This is a genomic window from Siphonobacter sp. SORGH_AS_0500 (genome assembly GCF_031453245.1).
Classification (GTDB): domain Bacteria; phylum Bacteroidota; class Bacteroidia; order Cytophagales; family Spirosomataceae; genus Siphonobacter.
Genome location: NZ_JAVIYT010000001.1, coordinates 387,104 through 402,377, shown reverse-complemented (window position 1 = coordinate 402,377; position 15,274 = coordinate 387,104). Strand labels below are relative to the sequence as shown.

Annotated in this window: 11 protein-coding genes; 3 read left to right on the top strand and 8 right to left on the bottom strand. The window is 36.0% G+C overall.

Translation table 11 applies throughout. The annotated features are described in order from the left end of the window. Positions 1-660 precede the first annotated feature (660 nt). A complete protein-coding gene (locus tag QE357_RS01775; RefSeq protein WP_309705337.1) occupies positions 661-1,839 on the bottom strand; it encodes an ATP-binding protein in 1,179 nt (392 codons plus the stop codon). Positions 1,840-2,154: 315 nt separating this feature from the next. Then, positions 2,155-3,048 carry a hypothetical protein gene (locus QE357_RS01770; RefSeq protein WP_309705335.1) on the bottom strand — a complete coding sequence of 298 codons (894 nt, stop codon included), beginning with the start codon at positions 3,046-3,048 and terminating at the stop codon, positions 2,155-2,157. A 440-nt stretch (positions 3,049-3,488) separates the two neighbouring features. On the opposite strand from QE357_RS01770, the gene QE357_RS01765 reads away from it, so the two are divergent. The 3 genes from QE357_RS01765 (at position 3,489) to QE357_RS01755 (ending at position 6,507) form a co-directional block, all read left to right on the top strand. Then, positions 3,489-4,046 (top strand): hypothetical protein, encoded by a 558-nt coding sequence (locus QE357_RS01765; protein WP_309705333.1) that lies wholly within the window; start codon positions 3,489-3,491, stop codon positions 4,044-4,046. 550 nt (positions 4,047-4,596) lie between these two features. Next, positions 4,597-5,427, top strand: a complete 831-nt coding sequence (locus QE357_RS01760) for a hypothetical protein (RefSeq protein WP_309705331.1) — start codon at positions 4,597-4,599, stop codon at positions 5,425-5,427. Positions 5,428-5,439: 12 nt separating this feature from the next. After that, on the top strand, positions 5,440-6,507 hold the full coding sequence (locus QE357_RS01755; protein WP_309705329.1) for a hypothetical protein: 1,068 nt from the start codon (positions 5,440-5,442) through the stop codon (positions 6,505-6,507). Between the two features lie 338 nt (positions 6,508-6,845). On the opposite strand, the gene dgt is transcribed toward QE357_RS01755, so the two are convergent. From dgt to QE357_RS01730, 6 genes are all read right to left on the bottom strand, one after another. Then, positions 6,846-8,354 (bottom strand): dGTP triphosphohydrolase, encoded by a 1,509-nt coding sequence (gene dgt / locus QE357_RS01750; RefSeq protein ID WP_309705327.1) that lies wholly within the window; start codon positions 8,352-8,354, stop codon positions 6,846-6,848. A gap of 327 nt (positions 8,355-8,681) precedes the next feature. Beyond that, positions 8,682-8,864 (bottom strand): N-6 DNA methylase, encoded by a 183-nt coding sequence (locus tag QE357_RS24990; protein ID WP_409050225.1) that lies wholly within the window; start codon positions 8,862-8,864, stop codon positions 8,682-8,684. Between the two features lie 150 nt (positions 8,865-9,014). After that, on the bottom strand, positions 9,015-10,781 hold the full coding sequence (locus QE357_RS01745) for a UvrD-helicase domain-containing protein (protein WP_309705326.1): 1,767 nt from the start codon (positions 10,779-10,781) through the stop codon (positions 9,015-9,017). 3 nt (positions 10,782-10,784) lie between these two features. Next, the gene (locus tag QE357_RS01740; protein WP_309705324.1) at positions 10,785-12,833 is read right to left on the bottom strand and encodes an AAA family ATPase; all 2,049 of its coding nucleotides are present in this window, start codon (positions 12,831-12,833) and stop codon (positions 10,785-10,787) included. A gap of 537 nt (positions 12,834-13,370) precedes the next feature. Continuing rightward, entirely contained in the window at positions 13,371-13,844 is a 474-nt protein-coding gene (locus QE357_RS01735) for a hypothetical protein (protein ID WP_309705322.1), read from the bottom strand. Positions 13,845-13,896: 52 nt separating this feature from the next. Then, positions 13,897-15,231: a radical SAM/SPASM domain-containing protein gene (locus QE357_RS01730; protein WP_309705320.1), complete on the bottom strand. Its 1,335-nt coding sequence runs from the start codon at positions 15,229-15,231 to the stop codon at positions 13,897-13,899. Positions 15,232-15,274 lie beyond the last annotated feature (43 nt).

Below are 15,274 nucleotides of genomic sequence, written 5' to 3'. Positions count from 1 at the left end.
TGTTACCATTTTTCACCGCCCGCCTAAAAAAGAACCTTCGTAAGACCTGCTGCTAGAGCATCCGCAGCCATGTCAAACAGAAAGACGGCCTCACTGTTATGATTATTCCTATAGCCAGACATCAACAATAGGATGCAACTATCCCATGATGCTACTGCTTAAATAACATCATTTCGCCTTTTACTCCTTAAAGTGCGAAACCTGGCCGTCCTTTAGCCCCCCGCTCTATTGCCCTTTTGCTGTTTTGTGGTAGCTATATTTTCATATTTCTTGGAATAGCACAAAAATGGCATTATTAGACTTGCGAGCCCCTCTGACGGGTAAACGGCTTTACCTCAATGTCAATGAGCGGAAACGCTTCCTGGAGACAACGCGGCTTCAAGAGCCCAACATCAATTATTTTTGCAAGATTTTATGTAAATGATAGGATGTTCCATCGTCTATTTCTGTTATAAGAAGTCGGATTGATTGCATAGGGATTATTCTGCAAAGCAACACCTAACTACTGTTCATGCCTGTATCAACTATCTTATCATTTGTCCCTTCTTTAGACGTTAGAAGCTGTACTCTAATGTCATCAATCTTGAGGAATGCTGTTGATTGCGTTATTAGTATAATACTTACTCTTTGATTTAAATGGTGGGTTTTACTGCTGATTTATTAAATACTACGAAGTTCCTCCATCATTTCAGCTAGAGAAATCGCTACGACATCTTTAGCAATCGGATAGCGTTCACGACCTGGATAAACCAGAAACCGTCTGGTCGCACCCATGTCTTCGCAGCCCAAATAAAACCCTTTAGAGAGTACGGGAGTCATAGAACGCTTAATTTCGATGGCATAAATCTGCTGTCGGTTTCGTTCAATAACCAAATCAATTTCAGCCCCTGCCGATGTCCGGTAAAACCAGGGTGTAGCACCGACCGGTAAACAGGATAACAGGTTTTCTACGACAAACCCTTCCCAACTCGATCCTACCACCGGATGCCCTAAGAGGTCATCCATAGCCGTCAGGTTCAATAACGCATGGGTAATGCCACTGTCACGAATATAAACTTTAGGCGACTTAACCAGCCGTTTGCCCACATTTCCAGACCACGGACGCAGATGACGGATCAATAACAAGTCTTCCAGTAATTCTAGGTAACGTTTGGTCGTGGGTATGGCAATGCCAAGATTTGCCCCTAGTTGGGCCATATTTAATTGAGCCCCTTGATTATGAGCTAGCATTGTCCACAAAAGCCGCAAAGTCATCGCCGGAATCCGCGGCCCTAATTGTGGTACGTCCCGTTCCAAGTAGGTACTGATAAAGTTGAGCCTCCAACGAAGACTAGCCGCATCGGTTTTGGATAAAAAACTGTCAGGAAATCCCCCACGCAACCAAAGTCGGTTTTGATCCCCCACATGAGAAGACCTGATTTCCGTCGCTGTCAAACCTGATAATTCTTTATAGGCGATACGACCCGCAAGAGATTCGGAGGATTGTTTTAATAGATCAAGTGAGGCCGACCCTAACATGAGAAATTGACCCGTTTTATATCCTTCTCGGCGGCGACGATCGATGACACCCCGCAAAGTCGCAAACAACTCCGGTACCCGCTGGATTTCATCCAAAATAATGAGTTGGCCTTTATGCAATTCGAAATAGGCCTCGGGTTCCTGCAATTTGGCCAAATCCGTAGGGCTTCCCAGATCCAGATAGATGGGATTGGGGCTAATGGCCGTGGCAATGGTTTCAGCTAACGTCGTTTTACCCACTTGACGAGGGCCAAGAACGGCAACGGCTGGAAACTCTTCCAAGAGTTCAGCAATTTCAGTTTGAGCTTCACGAGTAATCATCCTTGCAATTATAACATATATTATTATAATTACAAGGATAATTTAGGGCAAGTGGCTTTAAATATATAGTACTAAGGATTCCAAATCGTCGTATAAAAGAGGTACTCTGTTGGAAGATAAACCCATGAGAGATTTAGACTGTTTCGCGATGAGTTGACTTTCTTTTTATAATATACAAGATACTAAAGTAAATACACTGTCTTCTGTTAAAATATAGCTTTAATTCTATTCATTAAAGATAGAAGGAATTAATCAAATAGTATTTTGATTAATTCCTTCTATCTTTCAATGATAAAGTGCCTTATCAGTTCGTAATTAATCCATTGCCATTGAGCAAGTGGTACAGCCTGAACAAGAATATGCACAATTGCCTAAAAAGCAATCTTTATGGAGTTTGCAATTATCTCCTCCATGTTTCCCTGAACAACTACATGCAGGAGGAGCAGGTTCTGCCGCCATTGTTCTTAATCCAGGTATAACTCTAAATAAACTTTCCTCTTTAGGAAGAAGTAATCCTATTTCAACGCCCAATAGAGAGAATTTACCAATAAAATAAGTAGAGGGTAAATTATTGGGATCAATCTTATCGAAATCAGGTTTTGCGGAGTTTTTATATAATAGATCATAATTTTTACTTAGCTCTTTTTGGACCTCTGGGAGCATAAAGAAAGCTTTTTTCCCTTCTGTGGTTAAACTGGCCCTGTTACTATAAGCCGATAGGTTTTCTAGTTGATCATTTTTATTATTAAGTATGCCTACTATTGTTTCCTGTTTGTCTGGCGTTTTAGGTGTAGAAGGAGTTCCTGTACAACTACCTGTACATCCATCTTGCAAACAACCATACCCAACCTTTGATTGGTAGAAAACCTTGCAACTGCCTGATTTAGAACACGAGCAAGAGTACCCACTCCCACCGCTAGGGTCTGATGCAACATAGTAACTACCGTCAGATTCTCTTTTCATTAAATAAGAGTACCCTTTGGGAAGAGTAAAAGATACTGCTGACCCTTTTTCGTTAGTATAGTGCCATTCAGTACCCTTAGGTAGATACATATTATCATCCAGAAGTGCGGGCTCTTCTAGTTTATAAATCTGGTTTATGTCTACTGATTCCTTATCTATAACAGCTTTATCATGGCTGCAAGATGATAGAAGCGTGACGTATAAAATCAGAGTACTCTTAAGTAAGGTTAAAGTTCTTGATTTCATAATTGTTTCGATTAAGGTTGTTTTATAAAGGCACTTATCATCGTTGTGAATTTAATGATTAAATATTATTATCATACAATTTTATATTTTTTTATCATACTTATTTAACTAAAACCTACTCGAAGTTTGCCTTTATATAAGTCACTTATTAAAATTATTTTTCAACCTAAACCTATATTAAAATAAAAATTATTGATAAGAATAATTCCTTGATAATAATAAACAAATCGATTATGTACAAAAGGTGTAATCCAAAAAATATTCGATTAATAAATAAGTGAATAATTTCATCATCCATAATCTTAAATTTGTAAAAAGCAACGGTTTTACGGGCTAGTCTTTTGATTCGAGATCCTAAAGGTTCAAGAGAATGTATGAGTGATTTATCTTAAGAATTCATTTAGATTGATTCAGACCATCTAGGTAAGCCCATTGTTGCGATGGTCGCCAAGCGAAGTCTCTCCATTGATCTTAATTACAGTAAACATGGTAGCGGGGATTTGCCAGGTGTTTTTATTAACACGGAATACAGTGAATTTTTTAAAAAGAAGTGGTCTTATAGCTTAGGTATAGGTTATAGCTTGCACGATGGTAATTATCCTCTCTTTTATTCGGATGATAGAGGCAATAATTATGACGGATCTTATAGATACACTACTGGAGGCATCCAGGTTGCAGGAAAGATAGGCTACAGCTTTGTAAGAACAGAGCGTAGTAACTTAATGGCAAAGCTTGGTGTCTTGGGTCGATATGAGTCTTCATCATTCTATGATCAAATAGTAGTATTTTTTCCAGCAGCCACTCAGTTACCTTTTCCAGTTATGGTTCTTTATAATATGCATCCTCAAAGAACTATAAGCTTAGGAGGAATTTTGAGTGTTAATTATAGTTACTCTATAACCTCTAAAGTTGCAGTAGGGATTAATGGTGCTATACAAACCGATACCAATGGGGACACTATCAGACAATATGGTTTGTCAATATTACGAACATTCTAATGTGTATACCACACTGTAGTAACGAGTTCAAATGTCTATTCCTGTTAAAACGAGCCAGTTTCTTGAGTTCCTATTTTCGTAGAGATGGGTATATACCTTCGCTGACGGATTGTTTAGCTAAATCACGTTTCTCAAGGGCTTTTGATAAAGTAATACCAATGGCTCATGATTAGCAGTTTGTCTTTTCCTAGAAAATAGTGCCGCAGACGCCAAGCCCGTTTGCCCGTAGGCATCACATTCAGATACAAACCATTTGAATCAAGTCGGTGAGGGATTCAGATACGTTATTTAACTATTTGATGTAGCTTTAATTATAAGATTGATATATGTTTTGTTACCCCTTTTTTTACCCCAGAGAACAGAGGAATATAACTAGTGCACTATATTAGATTGTATAAATATAATTATATAGTTAAAGTGAATTATAAATAAGATCATATTAAGTTATAACTTAATAAAGCTGTATTAATAAAAACATACCCATAAATAGGTATATTATTAATTAGATATTAGAGGGATATTTGATAACTAAATCTCAACTTTTTACAAGATGAAAAAACTACTCTTAATTATATTCATATTTAGGTTATTCTCTGCAAATAGCCAATCTATAAGTCCATCGATAAAGTCAATTAAGGGTGAGTTTGGTGTAATTGAAAATGATACTAAATGGCTTCTGCCTTTTCGTAAAGATAATGATTTAGCACAATTTTATGATAGTGATCAAGCAAGCAAACTAGCTGGTCTTTCTGTAGCCTCAATTAGACCAGGATTTAATAATTCTAAGACAAATTCAGCTTATGTAGAATTGATATCTCTAGTGCCATCAAATATTTTTAGAATTAGTTTAGGCACTAACATAGTCCAATCAAGTCTAAAGGATTCTCTAAAAACTTCCCAAGAAATCGCTTTGCAGAAATTGACAAATGGCGGGGGAAATATTGTACTAAATATTAGCAGACCATTAGCATTCAAAAAGCTATGGAACAGTTCATTCATATTATTAAATGCTGACATCACTTTTTTTACTGATATTGATAAGTTTAACCAAGACGTATACAACCCAGGTTGGGGAATGCTTATAAACCCAAACTTAGATTTGAGAATTTACAATAGTAAAATAGGAGATAAAGATAATGGAGATATTTTCAGGTTCGGCATTAACACTAGATGGCAAAAAAATATCATTAACAATAAATACAGTTTAAAAAATGAAATAGATTCTGAGTTTAGAAATTTAAGTATTTTTTCAAGTGGTGTTTATATAGGAATCGCCATGTTTAATATTCAGATAAATTATAACTTATATAACAAAAATATTGAATTTTTTAAGGAAAAGTCTTGGTTATTACGCGTTGAATTAATTCCTGTAAAATTCTAAATATATGTTTGTATGATTAATATTAAACATTATTTACTTATCTGTTTTTGGGCTTCTTATATAGTTTGCTTTGCTCAAGCGAATGTAGATACCCTAAATATTGAAGAAGCTTACAGTGAATGCGGTATAGTGGAATCATATAAATACGAAAGTGTAAGTAATTTAAATTCTATTGAAGTTCCATTTACTATGTGGGTAAACAAAACCTTAAAACAATTAGGAATTGATAATAACATATACACTATTTACCAATCTTCAAGCGTAAGGTATGCATCTGCTGGCGTAGACAGAAAACAACCATATTTTAAATTTAATCCCGAATTATTGTTAAACTTCAATGAAAAATGTGGAAGCACATGGGCTATAATTTCAATTATTTTTCATGAAATAAATCATCATTTTACAGGAGATTATTATAGATATGAAGAAACTAACGAAGCCATAGAACTACGAGCCGATTACTTTTCTGGATTTCAAATGAGGAAATTATCAGAAATCTATAAGTCTATAACAGAACAAGATGCAATTGCAGCTATTTCTACAATAGCAGATGATAATCCAAAAAATTACCCTTCTAAACAAAAAAGAATTGATGAAATTAAAAGAGGTTGGAAAAATGGTAATATTAATTATATATCTAAAAATAGTATTTTTAAAAATATAGAAAGATTAAAAAGGAATACTATAGAGTCATTACCAAGGTCAATTTTAGCACATGCTAAGATAAAAGCTTCAACTTCATGGGATTCCCCATATCTTATTACAACTGATAATATTGCCATGTCAGTTACCCCTAAATTATGGTCAATTGATAATGGTTATTTTAACAATGAATTTTTGTTCGAAAATAAACTTCTAAATATTATAGATAAGCCTGTTGATGTTTTCTATATTTCAAATGGTAAAGAATTAATTTATAAAAAAAATAATCAGGAGACGATATTAGGCATAGTAGTCAATTCAAATAATACAAAATACCCATACCTCGTACAAGATAATTTATTTCAAAAATGGTATATTGATAATAATGGATTTCTGCTTGACAGCAGTTTCAAAAAGATAGGAAATATTCTTAAATAGTAGAATACATTTATGCTATTGATTGCATATAATCACTATTTAATATAAAAAACGAATAAAATAATTTATTTTTATTGAAAGTATTACTTAATTAAGTCTCAAAGTATTTTTGATATTAGAACAAAGCAATTTTATTCGAACCTATTCGTCATTATTAATAAGTCAAGGCTTAAGGATCAGTAAATTTACTAAGATAGTATGAGTCTTATAACGTGCATCTAAGCTACCCTCCACTGGAAATTAATTAAAATCTTTTTATAGAAATTTTATAGTGTGGAACACTAGTCCACACTATAATAATTAATTCAATACCTATGATTAAATTCTACAATCAGAATTTATCTAATTTCTGGTAAAGCAATTCCTTCAATTTTTCGGTATAAGGATATTGCAAAACCATCGGTCATTCCAGATATATAATCTATAATATCAAGATAGCGTTTATGCTGAATCTCAAAATCTAAAGTACCCGGAATACTTTCAGTGACGGGTCTGTACTTTTCAGGTAAAAGGCTTTCTAGCTTTTTTTGTTCCGCATTTTTTACTTCACCACATGACTGACATATACTTGCAGTATCAGCAAATGCTCGTAGAAGGCCCCCTATAACTTTAAAGCCGGCAGCTTCAGATTCTAGCACAGGTGGATAGTTATAAACGTATTTCTTTATAAGATGACTCATGGCACTTAAGTTCTCGTACACGATATCATTACTGATATCATCTACGAGAGCCTGGTCATAACTGCCATCCATTATAGAATGATAGTTCTTTTCAAATACCTGATAAGCCAAGTGAGTTAAAACGTTTATAGTTTTAGACCGTAAATAGCTTAATTCCGCTCGACCTCTTTTACTAACTTTTTGTGAGTAATTGGGGTCAAATGAGTTATCAATCTTAGCTATTTCTAATAAAATTTCTCGTGGAGAACGATCGATATGCTTAATGGAATTTTTCTCTTTACCTATTGGTATCTCTTCATACACTTCGTTGAAATTGATTAGCCCTAATCGACAACCGTCTTCAAAATCAATCATTTTATAACATATATCATCAGCAGCCTCCATCAAAAAAGCAAAAGGGTGTCTTTTCCAAGAATAATCTTCGTTACTAAAATTATTACATGGAATAAGTCCTAATTCTTCAGCAACTTGCTTAAAGATATCTCTTTCAGTTTGGAAGAACCCATATTTAGTTTGACTTTTAGAAACATTTTGGGCAGGTGTCAGTAAAGATTCTTCCTTCAAAAATGACTCACGAGGATATTTGCTAAATGCTCCTAGCGTTGCGCAAGTAGGATCTAATACTTTGTTTCTACAACGGGCCATAATACGAAAACCATTTGCGTTGCCCTCAAATTTTGTTAGATCTCTTATTCTTTTGATATCTTCATTTGAACCAGTAAACGATAGGTTTGCATTACTCATGTAATGCGAGATTGAGTCTTCTCCCGAGTGCCCAAAAGGAGGATTCCCTATGTCATGTGCTAAACACGCAGCATAAATCACATCTGCTACATCTCCTTCATTAAAGCCCTCTGGCAAATCTTGTATAGACTCTTCTTTAAGAATCAGCCGTCCAGCTAACCTTCCGAGTGATCGTCCTACGGAAGCTACTTCGAGAGTATGGGTTAAGCGAGTATGGACAAAGTCATATTCTGGGAATGGAATAACCTGCGTTTTGTCTTGTAGACGGCGAAATTGTGTACTATATATAATTTGGTCTGCATCACGCTCAAAAGGAGTCCGTGCTTCAGTAAATTGGGTTTTAATGGCCTCAGCTTCTGTAGCTAAACATTCTGTACTTAATTCAGAAACTCGTTTTGTAGAGAGCAGCTTTGCCCAATTCATTCTTGTTATCATTATATTAATGCGAATTAGTTTAATAACCGATTTTAAAGTATCAATCGAAATTCGTTAATATTCTTCCCTATTTGAGAGTTTCATGATTAAAAAAATATGTTACACTACTAAATAATGAGTTAATCAATACACGGTAGTCCTAACTCTTTCAAAAAACATCATGTCTATCAGTGGTCTCTCTTATTTTGGTATTTATTTCAGCTAAAGACCTACTTACGTTTCATAAGTCATTTTTTTTACCTCGACGGAGGTACTCATATAATGATAAATATTAAGATTAAACTCATTATTCTCAATTTCTTCCATTGATACCCGTCAAGGATACTTTTCGACTTCTCTACGGTATTGATATGTTTTTACGATTAGATCGATGTCCGTTTCACGTAGAAGATTTTGTCTCTTTCCTTTCCCTAAATAATCAGTGGCATTAATAAATAATACATCATCTTCTTTTTTGCACTTCTTTGACGGAGGGATTAGTATTTGAAGGTTAACCAATTGCTATATAGATAAATTCCCCTATGATTTAAATAGTATACCTCTCAAATATCCCCCACTATAGTTCAAAGTTTTTTACAATATTAAAGTGATAGATAAAAAAGAGGTGTCTTTAATTCCTTAATCTTCTGATATATATAATGAAATTGATTACGATTCGAATAAATTATCGTCAATTACATCGCCAAACCAATCTTGTAAGGTCAAAATGGCTTCAGAAGATAATTCCTGAGTGAATAATAGACATAACCTTTTCCTTGCTCTTGAACAAGCTACATAAAAAAGGTTCCTATTACGTTCAAATGAATCCTTATTTGTAGCTGAGATAGGTCCAGCTCGTACAAACTCTAGAAATTGACTCCAATTGTACTGATTCCATCCACGGCCTAATACAACAATAACATTTTCAAACTCTGCGCCTTTTACACCATGTTTTGTTGAGTAAAGAGTTTTATCTTCAATATATCGAGCAACGTTTGAAATTTCAGTATACGGAATAGAACGTATAGACATTACTTTAGAAAATAAACGTTTATCTTCCTCACTTCGGTCTTCTTCACTTACAGCACTAATATCTTTGATTCGTTTCTCTTTTTCTTCAATTCTACGAGTTAATCGTGGTTTATTTGTTTCTTTCAAATGATCAATTACATCACCAATAGTATAATTCCTACGAAGTTCATTAAGCCGCATCATGCTTTCATGCCAGCTCCTTTTATCAGAATGTTTCCGAATAACCCCTGTATTTATCCTAAAGGTATCAGCCATTGTACCATACTTCCTTTGCTCAAATGCCTCTGACCCAACTTCAATTGTATCTGTTAGAAAAGCTATATAATCATCTTTTTTTTTCAGATATTCATCATTATCAGAAAATAAAGAAGCAATAGTTTGATACCCCTGCTCCGCAGCTAAGACATTATTGGTTAACATCAGTATTTTTGTCTTGCCTGGTTCTAAACTCCACCCTTGTTCACTTAATCTGTTTTTAACTTTTTCAAGAGCGTTATGTGCTACATCTGGTGGGAGATCCCCAGCCCAATGGCCACCTATGCGTCTCTGCCCTTGCCAGCGGTTTGAATGAAAAACTAAAATTTCTCCTAAAGAACTTGGATCATATTCAAACTGCGTCAATTCAGGCCTCATTTTATTTAAAGCACCCACAATTAACTTATCTGACCTGAAATTTGCTCGCTTTCCAATAACTATAAGATTTTGTTCTTCAGCCTCAATTAAACCGCAAGATTCAGTTCCGTAGATCTTCTGCCAGTGATCACCAAAAAGGCCAACTAAAGGCCCCCTATTGGTCTGAATAAAGTTAGTAACTATTGCAGTTGCTAGATCTTTGTTAGTATCTTGATATTCATCAATCAATAAAACTGGGTATCGAGTCAAAAATATTCTTTTAAACTTCATATCGCTTAGAAGCGATGTAAAAAGTTTAATTACATCATTATGATGTAAGAATATTTCACTCTCAGTTATTTTAGGATAACCTAAGCTATAAATTACTTGTTGCTTCTTTATGCCGCCAGCTTCCTCTATTCGATTCATCCATTTCTCACCAAGATTACCTATTCGTTCTCTTAATGATTTTTGGAAACTTTGTATTACTTGCCAAGCAAATGCATGAATTGTATCAGCGAGTACTATAGGGTGGTTGTCAGTACGAGATCTGATCTCATCTCTTGCAACATTCGTATAAGTAATACAGGCTATTTTTTTTCCTGTTTTCTGATAATCAATTTCATTCTTTGCAATAAGGTGCTTGAGAGCTTTGATAAGAGTGTACGTTTTTCCCGCACCCGCACCCGCTTCGACACGAAAATTATTATCATTATCGATTGCATTAAACACCTTTTCAAGGCATTCAAGAGATGCTTGTTCTGCGGGACTAAATTGATTCTCCTCTAGCATATTCTAAACTCTAAGTTCTTGTATAACTTGTTGAACATCGTCAGCTGGTAAATTTGGTTTTTTTGCCAACCATTTCAATCCTTCAGCTATATAGTTAGGGACCCTCCATTCCGTTTCTTCTAAAGCATATTTAAGTGCAAATTCTGTCTTCTTTTTATCTGAAGGTGCTTTTTCACTTGCACATTTTTCTATTTCTAAACAAGTTTCACCCTGAATATCAAATTTTTCCCGATTTGCAAGTATTAACGCCTCCTCGAAACTACGCCCAACTCCCTCTAATCCCTCTTCCGGAATCTGATAAGCAATTCTTCTAGACCCTAAAACTTTTTCTTCTGATGTCTTCGCAACACATTTGGATAACGTATAGTGCCCATCTTCTCCTCTTGCAAACCAGTTTTTAATCCCTGCATTTGAAGTGTGTGAACCATTTTTTACAAGAGATTCTTGGTATGTCACTCTTTCTCCATCTGTTCGACTAACAGAATCAATATCAGTAATAACCAAGCATCTCAATTCAAGGAAGTCTAAGAACTTGTAAAAGTGATGGGCATATGCTCCTCCGATTTCTATTACCGAAATATACTGTGATCCGAGCTTCGGGTCACTCTCTGCACTAGTCGCGTCAACTTTTTCAATCAGCACTGGCATTAGCATTCTCTCAACCGGACCTTCAATTAAAATTGCTTTATCTGCAAAATACAGGTCACACTTTGTAAGAGTTAAATACTTATGTAGAAAATCTCTGTCTTCTTGAAGCTCAGCGGTCACAAATTCCTTCCGTAAATCTTTAACAGTAGTTTCTCTTTGCTCATTACTAGATGTGAGAAAATACCTTATGGCACTAAATTCGGCTTGATTGGCTATATGTGTTGAATGAGTTGAAACAACAAATTGAACAGGCCAAGATACACCGTCATTTAATTTTTGTGAAAAAACACGTGCTATATCTGAAAGGCATTTAATAAAGGTCTGCTGCATTTGAGGATGTAAATGTGCTTCGGGCTCCTCTATAAAAATAATGTCTAGCCCATTTGACACGGGTCTGCTTTGGTATTGGCAGAAGAACTCATACAATTGAAATAAAATGTAAATTAAATTCCTGGAACCTAAACCATTGTAAGTCTCCGGTAGAAACAAGTCATTTCCTTGTTTATATCTAATTTTCGTATGAGTATCTAAAATTCTACCAATATCGATCGTAGTTTCTGTACACAAATTCGGATCTGATAGACCTGGGTATCCAAAGATTTCTAATGCAGGTAATAATTTATCTAATTTTGAAGTAAATTCATTGTCTACTTTTTCTTGAATATCATCAACAATAAGTCGAAGTGCGTCTGATTTTTCTTTAAGATCTTCGGGAGCAGATGATGACTTAGAAGTTTTAAATACTTGGGCCAATACTTTACCTAGAACATCTTTTTCTGTATGGGTTATATCATCAAGTCCTCTTTGTGCATTGATGAAGCTTGCCCCTAAAACAGCTTTAAATTTAGAATAATCCATGACACATGTATTATCCTCATCACAAGGGTCCTGGGCAATTATTCTTGTTTCGAATAAGTCTGGAATTCTTTCTTTAAGTAATTTTATCAATATTTTGTTTGATGAATCACTTGTATCTTCAATGCCATCGAATAAAGCACCTATTTTTCCATCTTTAAGGCAATACTGTACAACTATAATAGCTTCATTCTTATTGACATCTAAATCGATAATAAAATCTCCTAGAGCACCTAAATCTTCCGATTCAATTGGATACTCAATCGTTAATTTAACTTGAATATATGGAATTAAGGCACGAATTACATCTTCTTCTTCACCTGCTATTTTTTTTATTAATGCTTCTTTGAAATTATCAATTGCACAAATGCTAAAGTCATACAAGGAAAAGGAAGGATTTTTGTCTCCAATTAAGCGGCGAAAAACTTCAGTAAGTGAAGTTTTACCTGAATTATTGCGACCAACAATGACTGTTGTTTCTTTCTCTAATGAAACAACAACGTTTTTTAATAATCTAAAATTACTGATTTCAATAGATGTTATCTTCATTCATTTATCCAAAGGTGATTAAGAATAATAGTATAAAAATATCTAGCCTATTTGTACTAGATGTTCCCAAATTAATAAAAGCAGTGAAATTTATAATATTTTTTTAAATATATTTAATAAGTAACATCTCATTTTTTAGAATGATTTTTCTAATCTCTAGCCTATAGAATTGATTTTATATACTATATTATCACGGTTCATACTGATCCACTTTAAGCAAGCGTTAACTTAATACTATTTTTGCACCATTATGACACTATACTAATTAAAGACAATTAGGTGAATAGCAGCTAGAATCAAAGAAGGATTATCTTTCACCAACCTTTGAATTTTTCGGCTATTTTATGTTTCATTTAGTTTTGCGTTAAGAATTATTTAATTATCGACTTATACTTATAGTATTTAATACTTATTATTTTTAAGTTCCTCCCTTAATTTATCTATGAGTTAGACATACAATGTACATGTATTAAATGTACCATGCTTGACGTATTAGTAATTCACAATATCCCTTTACCAACCTAGCATGGTTTTATATTAGGTTTCCCCATATCTTCTAAACCATTTTAAATCCCGTTCGAGAATGAATAGATTCCCGTAAATATCTCGATATCGCACCTTCACTATAATTGGGGTTAAGTGCTTCCGAACTTCAACTATCTTAATCTCATCTACTTTAGTTTCAAAAACGATGAGCTGAGCATTGGGCAGGATAATTTTTTGAATGGAGCCACCGACGGTGATGCTGGTGTAAGAGCGAGCGTCTAATTCTAGGCATTCCTTGATAGATGTATAGGCTTTGCCATCTTTCTCAAAACGAATTTCATCTAGGATCATCGGGCCCATTCCGTTATTGCTGATCCGAACAGCGATGTGCCCTTTGCGGTCTTCCAAATCAATCTGACCAAAGGGTCGAACCGATTTTTCATTATGGCTACGTTGGAGATACAGCTGGTAAAAGGTGGCAAATAAGGCCAGTACTGAAATAACGAGGGTACCATCAAAAGACATGTGCTCTTACATCCCTAGCAAGAGGTGTAAGCGAACAATAGAGCAAAAAGGGTTAAAGCATGTTGAAACCTTGAAGCTGTTTAAGTCGCTCCTGAGCCTGAAGATCATAAATCAGGGGAATGATCCTGTGGTAGAGGCTACACTGCGGATCCTTGTCTTTGATCCGATACACGGGGCACCCACTGGTGCACACGGAGCGGTAGCGGCAGTTCCTGCAATCCGCTGAGCGTTTTGCTTCTTCATGGCTACCCGCCTCAATCATCTCGACTAAATCCAGCTCTGTATCAAAAATAGAGTATAAGGACTTAGACGCGTCGCCTACGTGTACATGGCAGTAATGCAACGTCCCATCTACATTGATGGCTCCTCCCGAAAAGCCGGAGGCACAAGTTTGAAAGCCTAGTTCTGTAGGCTTTAGATCACAGAACTGGTGACGGCGAGTAAACGACCAGCCCTGCCCGATGGCCTGCTTCATTACTGCATAGGAAGCCATGAGCTTCTCTTCCAGCTTATCCGCGTCAATGGCTTCTCCTTTGACAACCGAGTAGCGAAAGGGAATGTCCAGATCAATCAGGTACTGCGTCAATTCCGGTAGGCCATCCAGATTCTGATTATTCACCACCGTGTTGACCGATACCCGAATCTGTTCAGCCAACAGTCGTTTTAAATTTCGATTAACTACCTCAAAAGAACCTGCCCCTTGCCTGAACGGGCGGCTGGCATCCTGATACGCCTTTACGCCATCAATCGACACGCCAAAGCTGACGCGGTGAACTTTGGCAAAATCGATGACCTCGTCAGTTAAAATGGTGAGGTTGGTCAAAAAAGAAACCTCAAATTGGCAGCCATAGGGGGTAAGCCGTTCTCGTAGGTCCGGGATAAAGGCTTTCCAGGATTTGAACTGGGTTAAGGGCTCTCCGCCCGCCAAGCGAAACCTCACCTGTCTAAGTTTTCGAGCTTTGACCGTTTCTACCACTTTTTCAAGCAACTGCTTTCGGGTCGCTTCATCCATCCCATCTGGATTATGCAGGGTTGGAATATAGCAATAACTACAACCGAGATTGCAACGGTTGGTAGTGTGAACCCAGAAGTTCAGTGACTCGGGTGATGGGGGTTTAACAGGCTCCGAAAAAGCCTGATCCGTTCGAACGATTTCCGTTTGGGCCAACAGAAAAAGTAGTTCTTCCAAAGTCTTTAAAGAAAGACCCGTTTTTTCGGCGATGCCAGCCACCGAGGTCTTACCATCAATGGCAGATAAGACCTCGGCTTGAATGGGAGAGAGAATACGCAGTGAACGCGGAAAGGAGCAGTTCACTGCGTAGAAATAGCCCTTTTCAAGCGGCCTAAGCAGCAAGTGCGGGGAGCGAGCAGGAATCAGATTCTTCATTCTCCTCAGAGGGATGAGATGGATAATAGGCCGAGCAGTCACA

Coding starts and splice junctions, on each gene's coding strand:
- QE357_RS01775 (WP_309705337.1), bottom strand. CDS start 1,839: ATGATTACTCGTGAAGCTCAAACTGAAATTGCTGAACTCTTGGAAGAG.
- QE357_RS01770 (WP_309705335.1), bottom strand. CDS start 3,048: ATGAAATCAAGAACTTTAACCTTACTTAAGAGTACTCTGATTTTATAC.
- QE357_RS01765 (WP_309705333.1), top strand. CDS start 3,489: ATGGTCGCCAAGCGAAGTCTCTCCATTGATCTTAATTACAGTAAACAT.
- QE357_RS01760 (WP_309705331.1), top strand. CDS start 4,597: ATGAAAAAACTACTCTTAATTATATTCATATTTAGGTTATTCTCTGCA.
- QE357_RS01755 (WP_309705329.1), top strand. CDS start 5,440: ATGATTAATATTAAACATTATTTACTTATCTGTTTTTGGGCTTCTTAT.
- dgt (WP_309705327.1), bottom strand. CDS start 8,354: ATGAATTGGGCAAAGCTGCTCTCTACAAAACGAGTTTCTGAATTAAGT.
- QE357_RS01745 (WP_309705326.1), bottom strand. CDS start 10,781: ATGCTAGAGGAGAATCAATTTAGTCCCGCAGAACAAGCATCTCTTGAA.
- QE357_RS01740 (WP_309705324.1), bottom strand. CDS start 12,833: ATGAAGATAACATCTATTGAAATCAGTAATTTTAGATTATTAAAAAAC.
- QE357_RS01735 (WP_309705322.1), bottom strand. CDS start 13,844: ATGTCTTTTGATGGTACCCTCGTTATTTCAGTACTGGCCTTATTTGCC.
- QE357_RS01730 (WP_309705320.1), bottom strand. CDS start 15,231: ATGAAGAATCTGATTCCTGCTCGCTCCCCGCACTTGCTGCTTAGGCCG.